The sequence below is a fragment of the Sinosporangium siamense genome (genome assembly GCF_016863435.1).
Taxonomy (GTDB): domain Bacteria; phylum Actinomycetota; class Actinomycetes; order Streptosporangiales; family Streptosporangiaceae; genus Sinosporangium; species Sinosporangium siamense.
This window is the reverse complement of the sequence record NZ_BOOW01000022.1, coordinates 154,708-163,707: the sequence shown is the minus strand read 5'-3', so window position 1 is coordinate 163,707 and position 9,000 is coordinate 154,708. Positions and strand designations below refer to the sequence as shown.

Annotated in this window: 7 protein-coding genes; 4 read left to right on the top strand and 3 right to left on the bottom strand. The window is 67.9% G+C overall.

Translation table 11 applies throughout. The features are described 5' to 3' along the window. Nucleotides 1-50: 50 nt before the first annotated feature. The gene (locus tag Ssi02_RS18045; RefSeq protein ID WP_239129005.1) at nt 51-2,900 is read right to left on the bottom strand and encodes a helix-turn-helix transcriptional regulator; all 2,850 of its coding nucleotides are present in this window, start codon (nt 2,898-2,900) and stop codon (nt 51-53) included. A 258-nt stretch (nt 2,901-3,158) separates the two neighbouring features. Next, nucleotides 3,159-3,320: a hypothetical protein gene (locus Ssi02_RS18040; RefSeq protein WP_204026918.1), complete on the bottom strand. Its 162-nt coding sequence runs from the start codon at nt 3,318-3,320 to the stop codon at nt 3,159-3,161. Between the two features lie 163 nt (nt 3,321-3,483). Between Ssi02_RS18040 and Ssi02_RS18035 the strand changes: the two genes are divergently transcribed. The 4 genes from Ssi02_RS18035 (at nt 3,484) to Ssi02_RS18020 (ending at nt 8,192) form a co-directional block, all read left to right on the top strand. Continuing rightward, the gene (locus Ssi02_RS18035) at nt 3,484-4,599 is read left to right on the top strand and encodes a hypothetical protein (protein WP_204026916.1); all 1,116 of its coding nucleotides are present in this window, start codon (nt 3,484-3,486) and stop codon (nt 4,597-4,599) included. Nucleotides 4,600-4,745: 146 nt separating this feature from the next. Next, nucleotides 4,746-5,684, top strand: coding sequence for a deoxyribose-phosphate aldolase (gene deoC, locus Ssi02_RS18030; protein ID WP_204026914.1), 939 nt, complete (start codon nt 4,746-4,748; stop codon nt 5,682-5,684). A gap of 7 nt (nt 5,685-5,691) precedes the next feature. Continuing rightward, complete coding sequence (locus tag Ssi02_RS18025; protein ID WP_204026912.1) at nt 5,692-7,122, top strand: aldehyde dehydrogenase family protein; 1,431 nt, start codon at nt 5,692-5,694, stop codon at nt 7,120-7,122. A 179-nt stretch (nt 7,123-7,301) separates the two neighbouring features. Further along, the gene (locus Ssi02_RS18020) at nt 7,302-8,192 is read left to right on the top strand and encodes an aldehyde dehydrogenase family protein (protein WP_204026910.1); all 891 of its coding nucleotides are present in this window, start codon (nt 7,302-7,304) and stop codon (nt 8,190-8,192) included. Between the two features lie 178 nt (nt 8,193-8,370). On the opposite strand, the gene Ssi02_RS18015 is transcribed toward Ssi02_RS18020, so the two are convergent. Next, nucleotides 8,371-8,949 (bottom strand): LURP-one-related family protein, encoded by a 579-nt coding sequence (locus tag Ssi02_RS18015; RefSeq protein ID WP_239129004.1) that lies wholly within the window; start codon nt 8,947-8,949, stop codon nt 8,371-8,373. Nucleotides 8,950-9,000: the final 51 nt, after the last annotated feature.

The following is a 9,000-nucleotide window of genomic DNA, read 5'->3' as shown; positions in this document are numbered from 1 at the left end:
CCCCGAAAGGTCCGCGCCGGCCGGTCGGGCCGGGATCGGTCCAGCAGGGGTCAGCCCAGCAAGGAAAGGCGGTGTGCGGCAGCCGCCGCCTCTCCCCGGGAGGAGACCGTGAGCTTGCTCAAGATGTTCGAGACGTGCACACTCACCGTCTTGGCCGAGATGAACAACTCCCCGGCGATGTCGCGGTTCGACCGCCCCTGGGCGACCAGGCGCAGCACCTCCAGCTCGCGCGGCGTCAGCGAACAGGCAGCCGCCGGCGGGAGCTGCGGCTTGCCCCCCAGGACCACCCCCAGCCTGCGGCTCAAGGTCTCGGCTGCCGCGAGGAGCGGCACCGCCTTAAGCTCGGTGACGATCGGGTGCAACTCATTCAACCGCGCCGCCGCCCTCTCCCGATCTCCCTTTCGCGCGGCGGCTTCTGCGGCGAGGTAGAGTGCCCTGGCCTTGCTGTACGGACGTCTGAGCGTGCTCCAGATCGCGACCGACTCGTCGTACTTCCCGCGATAAAGCAGCCGATAACCCTCCGCCACGGGGCTGTTCACCGTCATGTGGGTGACGGTGTTGTCCGCTGCGGCGCGTACGGCTGCCGCCCGCTCGGGGTCCACGGCCATCGCGAGGTCGCAGGTGGCGGCCACGGTGGAGAGCAGACGCCAGCCGAGCATCGGCTTGTTCGCCGAGGTGATCCGCATGGCCTGCTCCGCCGTACGCAGCGCCGCGGCGGGATCGTCGTTGAGCAGATCGCGTCCGATCATGAGCCGGGCGTTGGTGTTGAGCTCCTGGATGAAGCCGTCGGCCAGCGTCAGGCCGCCGACCTCGACGAGGATGGTCTCCAGCAGGTCGGCCTCGCCGCGTGCCAGCGCGATGTCGGCGCGCACCCGCAGCAGGTGATGGCGGGTGCGGAGCGTCGGGTCCATGGCGAGCATCTGATCGATGATCTCGATCGCCTCGTCGAACCTGCCGAGCGCTTCAAGCGCCTCCGCGCGGTTGTTGGCGATGAAAATGCCGGAGACCCGGTAAAGGCCGAATTCGCGGGCGAGTTTCTCGCCCTTCTGAGCCACCACGACGGCCTCTTCCGAACGGCCCAGGTTGTTGAGCGCGTCCACGGAGTTGCCGAGTGCGCGGAGCCTGAGCCGGGGAGAGCCCACGCGTTCGCCGATCTTCCCGGCTATCTCGTTGGTGGCCTGCTGGGCCCGCAGGTCGCCGCGCATCGCCTGACCGATGCCGAGGTTGAGCACGAGGTCGGCCTCCAGGATGGGGTCGCCCTCGGCGCGGGCGAGGCGCAGCGCCTCCTGGGTGAGGGCGGTGCCCTCGATCACGTCGCCGCGGAAGATGAGATAGAAGCCCAGCCGGTTGAGCACGTTGGCCCGGGCGAGACTTGGCAGCGGCACAAGGCTCTCGGCGTGGCGCAGGTCCTCCAGCACACCGGGCTTGCGCTTTTGGATCTTGCAGTGGGAGATGAGCACGACCAGCTCGGCGACCCGCTCGGGCTCGGCCTTCTCGTCGAGCTCCCTCAGCGCCGCCTTGGCGAAACGCATGCTCCTGTCCATGTCACCGCCGGAATGCGCGGCCTTGGAAGCGCGCTCAAGCACGGTGACGTGGTCGGCCCCGATACGTTCGGCCGCGTCGGGGATCTTGTCCCAGAGCGTGAGCACACGTTCGAGCATCTTCATCTGCTCGGTGTAGGCGAGGGCCGCGGCCGACTTCTGCGCGGCATTCCACGCCGAGATGAGGGCCCACAGGTCGTCGCGGGCGGCATACCAGTGGTGGGCGATCTCCACCGAGGCCCGGCCGCGCGGGACCAGCGTGCGGTCGCGGTCGATCTCCTCGGCGTAGCGGGCGTGCAGCCGCGTGTGTTCTCCCGGCAGCAGTTCGTCGTGTACGGCTTCGCGGATGAGAGCGTGCCGGAACGCATAAGCGCGGCTGTCGGTCACCTGGATGACGTTGGCGTCGACCGCCGGCCGCAGCGCCTTTTCCAGATCCATGTCGGAAAGGCCGCTCACCGCCGCCAGCAGCGCGTGTTTGATCTGGGTGCCGCCGGCCGCGGCGACGCGCAGGACCTGCTGGGTCGCCTCTGGTAACCGTTCGAAGGTGCCGATGATGAGCTCGTGCAGCGAGGTGGGAAAACACGTGCCGTCGTCGCAGTCGACCAGGCTCTCGACGAACAGCGGGATGCCCTCGCTGCGGTCGTAGACCCTGGTCACCTGTGCGTACTCAGGGGCTTTGCCGAGGATTCCGGCCATCTGCGCGGAGACCTCGTCTTTGGTGAGCCGGGGGAGCGTGAGACGCATCACCCCTTCGAGCCGGGTGAGCTCGGCGAGCACGGGCCGCAGCGGATGTTGCCGGTGGAGGTCGTCGGAGCGGTAGGTGAGCACCATCAGCACTTGCGCGGCGCGCAGGTTGCGGCTGAGGAAGGCGATGAGGTCGCGGCTGGAGCGGTCCGCCCAGTGGATGTCCTCGATGACCAAGACCACCGAGCGGTGTTCCGCGAGCCTTTCCAGCAGGGTGAGGAACTGCTCGAACAGCCTGGCCCGGCTTACGTCGGTCTCGACGTCGCCGTCGGGGGTGCCGAACTCCGGCAGCAGGCGGGAGAAGTCCCGCGAGGCACCCTCGGGGAGCAGTGCCTTGACTCCTTCGGCGCCGGTCTCCCGGACGAGCTGGCGCAACGCCGCAGTGAACGGTGCGTACGCCAACCCTTCCGAGGAGAGCTCGACGCAGCCGCCGGCGAGCACATGTGCGCCCTCACGTGCGGCTTGTTCCATGAATCGCTGCACCAGCCGCGTCTTCCCGATGCCCGCCTCCCCTGCCAGGAGTACGGCGGAAGCGGCATTGGTTCGGGACTGAGCCAAAGCGTCGGCTAGGCCGGAGAGCTCAGCTTCCCGCCCGACGAAGACGGGGCTAACCACCCGACCTATCATGTCGTCCAGCATGTCATGCCTTTTGGTGGTATTTCTCCCCCATTAAGCCGTAGGCGCATAGGCGCATAGGCGCTGTGCCCTAGGCAGATCGGCGCCGTGCCGAAGGCGGATAGGTGCTCTGCCGGAGGCGGATAGACGTCGTGTCCTGGGGAGATAGGCCCTGTCCCGTAGACGGCTTGATCAATCCTCAAGGGGGCTGAAGGGCCCGGCCGCGAGGGAGGATGCGGCCGGGCACACGTGACTGGTTCATGTGTTCGGCGTCCTGCCGAACAGCGACCGCCGCCGGACCTCGCCGGTGCGGTTCTTCCTCGACTTGATCGCCTCGCGCACCCTGCGGTGCCGGGCGGCCTCCTCGCGTAGTTCGTCCACGCGATTGAGGATTAGCTGCAAGTGGAGCTCGGGGCCCACTGTCGTTCCTTCCTTAGAACCTGAAAACCCTGACATCCTCAAGGGTGCGGCTAAGGCGTCACCCTTCACATCCGGCGGATGCCCTATCTCTTGCGCAACCTTCGGCTCCGGACTACCTAGGACATGCCGCCTTACTGCCTTAGACCAGCGACGATGATGCCTCGTGAGGCTATTCACGATCATCACTGCGACCTCCGCGCTGCTCGCCGGAGGCATGTTCGTTCTCGCTCCCGCCGTCGCGGCCGAGGCGCCGCGCACGGCTCACCACATAACCCGTCCCGCCGATTCCACGCCCGCCGCGGGCGAAGGGTGGCGGGTCGTCCTGTCCGGGCGGCGCACTCTCGGCGCGTTCGCCGACGTCGGCGCGGTGTCGCCGACCGACGCCTGGATTACCAGGACCGGCCTGCCCCTGCTGCGCTGGAACGGCCAAGCCTGGGGGCCTGACCCGAATCCTCCGGCCGAGGGTGCTGTGCCGTACCTCGTCCGCGCCACGGGAGCCGGGGACGAGTGGCAGTTCCTGGAAAGCACGTCGAGTGTCGACGTCCGCCACTGGAACGGCATCACCTGGACCCGGCGCGCGATCAACGTCGAGGGGGCGCACGCGACGGACGCGGCGATCGCCGGTGACGAGACCTGGGTGTCGGGTCTGCGGCTCGGCGCGGCGGGGATGACCGACGTGTTGTGGCGCTGGGACGGCGCGAAGTGGCGCACCGTCGAGCCCCCGCGCCCGGTCTCGACGCTCGCGGCCGTGTCGGAGAAGGACGTGTGGGCGCTGAGCAGCCCGGGGGAGCGCAACCTCGGCTATGACGGGGAGCGGCTGCCCGCGGCGATGCACTGGGACGGCAGGCGCTGGAGCGTGGTGCCGCTGCCTGTGCTCGCGCCGGACGAGGGCACCCACGCCGAGCTCAACGACCTCGCGGTGCTCGATCGCGATCGTGTGTACGCGGTGGGGACGGTCACCTCATACGACGAGGCCGGGCGGGTCAACCGGCAGGGGCTTGTGCTGCGCTGGGACGGCCGGGTCTGGACCCGGCTGCCGCACCGGACGACGGGCGTGGCCTACATTCAGGCGGTTTCCGATGGGAGAGGGGGGTTGTGGCTGGCCGAGGAGGGCAGTGTGGGGCTGACGCACCTGTCGGCGGCCGGTCGATGGCTCAGGGTCACGCTTCCGCTGCCTAAGGGGGGAGAGGTGCGGGCGCTGGCCAATGTTCCGGGCACGACGAAGATGTGGGCCACCGTACAAAGTGGCGGCCGGCAGCTTGTTCTCTCTTACGGCTGAATCTCCGAGGTTGCCCTAGGTCCCGGGCCTTTTCGGCCCGGGACTGAGGTGATATGGGTGAAAGCTGATGAAAAGTCGGGACCATTCCGGTCCAGTTCCGGTTTGGAATCCATGACCTGGGTCGGCATGCTGGTGAGGTGTCAACAGTGACTACCTCACTCGTGGACGTGGCGTCGTCAGATGTCACACTGCGAGGCTTCCTGCACGGCTTGCCGGGTGTCGACCGCGTCGGTGCCGATCAGCGGGCCGCGGCGCTGGCCACGCGTTCGATCAAGACGACGGCGAAGGCCCAGGCCATCGACCTCGCGATCTCCATGGTGGATCTCACCACGTTGGAGGGATCGGACACCGTAGGCAAGGTCCGCGCCATGTGCGCCAAAGCCATCCATCCAGACCCCACCGACACTTCTGTCCCCCGCGTCGCCGCAGTCTGTGTTTATCCGGACATGGTGGCTCATGCCGTACGCGCTCTTGCCGGGACCGGTGTGAAGGTCGCGAGCGTGGCCACGGCCTTCCCCAGCGGGCGTTCGTCCCTTGCGGTCAAGGTCGCCGACACCACGATGGCGGTCGAGGCCGGGGCCGACGAGATCGATATGGTGATCGACCGCGGCGCGTTCCTCTCCGGGGACTATACGAAGGTGTATGACGAGATCGTCGCCATCAAGGCGGCGTGCGCCACGGCCCACCTTAAGGTGATTTTGGAGACCGGGGAGCTCGCGACCTACGACAACGTACGCCGGGCCTCCTGGCTGGCCATGATCGCGGGCGCCGACTTCATCAAGACCTCCACCGGCAAGGTCGCCCCCGCGGCGACGCTCCCCGTGACCTTGATCATGCTGGAGGCCGTGCGCGACTTCCGGCTGCGCACCGGGCGCATGGTCGGTGTGAAGCCCGCCGGCGGCATCCGCACCACCAAGGACGCCGTCAAGAACCTCGTCCTGGTCAAGGAGACGGCAGGAGACGACTGGCTGAGTCCCGAGTGGTTCAGACTGGGCGCCTCCTCGCTCCTGAACGACCTGCTCATGCAGCGGCAGAAGCTCACCACAGGCCGTTACGCGGGCCCCGACTACTTCACCCTGGACTGAGGCGCCCATGTTTGAATACGCACCGGCGCCTGAGTCGCGCGACGTCGTCGACATCCCCTCCGCCTACAACCTGTTCGTCAACGGCGAATGGGTCGAGTCCCTCGGCGACGACAGGATCAAGACCGTCAACCCCGCCTCCGAAGAGGTGCTCTCGGAGGTCGCCCTGGCGACCGAGGCCGACGTGGACCGGGCCGTCCAGGCGGCGCGCAAGGCATATGACGAGGTCTGGAGCACCCTGCCGGGCCGCGAACGGGCCAAGTATCTCTTCCGCATCGCCCGGATAATCCAGGAGCGCGCCAGGGAACTGGCCGTGCTGGAGACCCTCGACAACGGCAAACCCATCCGTGAGTCCCGTGACGTGGACCTTCCCCTCGTCGCCGCGCATTTCTTCTACTACGCGGGTTGGGCCGACAAACTACGCTACGCGGGGTACGGCGAGAGCCCACGTGCCCTGGGTGTGGCCGCTCAGGTCATCCCGTGGAACTTCCCGCTGCTGATGCTGGCCTGGAAGATCGCCCCCGCGCTCGCCTGCGGCAACACGGTCGTGCTCAAACCGGCCGAGACCACCCCGCTCACCGCCCTGGCCTTCGCCGAGATCTGCCGCCAGGCCGACCTGCCGCCCGGCGTCGTCAACATCGTCACCGGCGCCGGCGAGACCGGCGCCGCGCTTGTGCGCCACCCCGATGTGAACAAGGTCGCCTTCACCGGCTCCACCGAGGTGGGCCGGCTCATCGCCCGGCAGGTCGCCGGCACCGGCAAAAGACTCACCCTCGAACTCGGCGGCAAGGCCGCCAACATCGTCTTCGAGGACGCGGCGATCGATCAGGCCGTCGAGGGCATCGTCAACGGCATCTTCTTCAACCAGGGGCACGTCTGCTGCGCCGGCTCGCGCCTCCTCGTGCAGGAGTCCGTCGCGGACGAGGTGCTTACCGCGCTGAAACGCCGCCTCACCACGCTGCGCCTGGGCGACCCGCTCGACAAGAACACCGACATCGGCGCGATCAACTCCGCTGCCCAGCTCGCCAAGATCCGCGAACTGTCGGACATCGGCGAGCAGGAGGGGGCGCAGCGCTGGTCGCCACCCTGCACCCTTCCAGACCGGGGCTTCTGGTTCCCCCCGACGCTCTTCACCGGCGTGGCGCAATCACACCGCATCGCCCGTGAGGAGATCTTCGGCCCGGTCCTGTCCGTGCTCACCTTCCGCACCCCCGCCGAAGCAGTGGAAAAGGCCAACAACTCGCCGTACGGACTGTCCGCCGGGGTGTGGACGGAAAAGGGGTCACGCATCCTGTGGATGGCCGACCGGCTTCGCGCCGGCGTCGTCTGGGCCAACACCTTCAATAAGTTCGACCCGGCTTCGCCGTTCGGCGGCTACAAGGAGTCCGGCTACGGCCGCGAAGGCGGAGTGCACGGATTGGAGGCGTATCTCAATGTGTGAACACCGCAGGATACGCCGCACCGCACGGCGGGCGCAGAGCACCAGGGGCCACGGCTACGCGAGGGCAGGGCGTCCGCCGCTGCGCGGATGGTTCGCCCACAGGTGCGGCGTGAGCAGGTGCGCCCAGGTTTTCGTGCCCGTGCGCTCGGCCGAGCAGACCATGTGGAGAGGACGCGGCAATGAGTAAGGCTTCCCGGAGCGACGCCGAGCGGCCTTCCCGGCTGGCCGTGCGTAAGACCTACAAACTGTTCATCGGCGGGGCCTTCCCCCGCTCCGAGAGCGGAAGGTCATATGTCGTGTCCTCCACCAAGGGCGACTTCCTGGCCAACGCCTCCCGAGCCTCCCGCAAGGACGCCCGTGACGCCGTGAGCGCCGCCCGTAAGGCGTTTCCGGGGTGGTCCGGGGCCACGCCGTACAACCGGGGGCAGATCCTCTATCGCATCGCCGAGATGCTCGAAGGGCGCAGGGCGCAGTTCGTGGCCGAGCTCGTCGAAGTCGGCGGGCTCTCGGCGAAGAAGGCCGGGGAGACCGTGGACGCCGCGGTCGACCGGCTGGTCTGGTATGCCGGGTGGTCGGACAAGATCGGCGCTGTGCGCGGGGCGGCCAATCCGGTGGCGGGGCCGTACTTCAACCTCTCCACCCCGGAGCCCACCGGGGTCGTGGCGGTGGTCGCACCCGAGGATCCCCTCCTCGGGCTCGTCTCGGTCGTCGCCCCTGTCGTCGTCACGGGCAACACCTGCGTCGTCGTCGCCTCCGAGCGGTTTCCCCTGCCGTCCATCACACTGGCCGAGGTGCTCGCCACCTCCGACCTGCCGGGCGGCGTCGTCAACATCCTCACTGGCCGCACCGCCGAGCTCGCTCCCGGGCTCGCCGCCCACATGGACGTCAACGCCCTCGACCTGACCGGTGTCGGAGATCCCGAGCTCGCCCGCCGCTGCGAGGAGGAGGCCGCGGAGAACCTCAAGCGTGTTCTCCGTCCCTCCACACCCGACTGGACCGTCGAGCCCGACATCACCCGGATGACCGCCTTCCTGGAGACCAAGACGGTCTGGCATCCGGTCGGTATCTGAGCTCTTTTATCCACAGCCTGTGGATAAGGGGCGCGTGTTCTCCCGGCTCCGGAGCGTTGCCGATCTCCGCACGTCCGCGGCTCGGTCATCGCGATAACCGCGCGGAGACGAAAAAGGGGTTGTCCACAACCTGTGGACAACCCCTGGCCGCTCCCAGCGGGGCGGCGGGAACGCCGGCTTAGCGGCTCTGGAGGGCGTCCAGCGCGATGGCCATGGCGATCACGAGTCTGCGGTCCAGACGGGGCTCGTGGATGTCCACCGTGTAGCGGTCGGTGATGCCCCAGCGGCGCTCACACGAGAAGGCCACGGCGTCGCCGCGGCGGAAGTCGAAGTGGTAGGGCAACCACGACAGCGCGTCGGCGACGCGGCGGATGAGGGCGACGGGGAGGCTGCGCTCGGTGCCGGTGAGAGTGGGCAGCCCGCCCTGCTCGAAGTGCCAGGTGGAGCGGAGCAGGGAGGAGGCGAAGTCCTTGCGGAAGGAGCCGATGGAGGCGTTGTCGCCGTCGAGCACGTCGTAGCCGCTGCCGAGGTCGATGACGTTGCGGGCCCTGAACCCTGCGAGCACGCCGGTGCGGGATTCGTCGGTGTAAATGGTGACCTGCTCTTTAAAGGTCATGCGCTTCTGCTCGGCGAAGGCCACCATCGGGCCCTCAGTGCCGTCGGTCTGCTCCAGATGGACCGAGTAGCGGTTGACCATGAAAGTAATCTTCTGCCGCACGAGTAACCGCTGCTGCGTCTGAAGGTCGATGGGTTTCAAGAAGCTCCTCGGGGCTCGTTTCAGAGTTCAACGACGGTGGGAAGGGAGAGT

Bases quoted from the DNA above. Each gene is read 5' to 3' on its own strand.
- Ssi02_RS18025 (WP_204026912.1), top strand. From the start codon at position 5,692: ATGTTTGAATACGCACCGGCGCCTGAGTCGCGCGACGTCGTCGACATC.
- Ssi02_RS18020 (WP_204026910.1), top strand. From the start codon at position 7,302: ATGAGTAAGGCTTCCCGGAGCGACGCCGAGCGGCCTTCCCGGCTGGCC.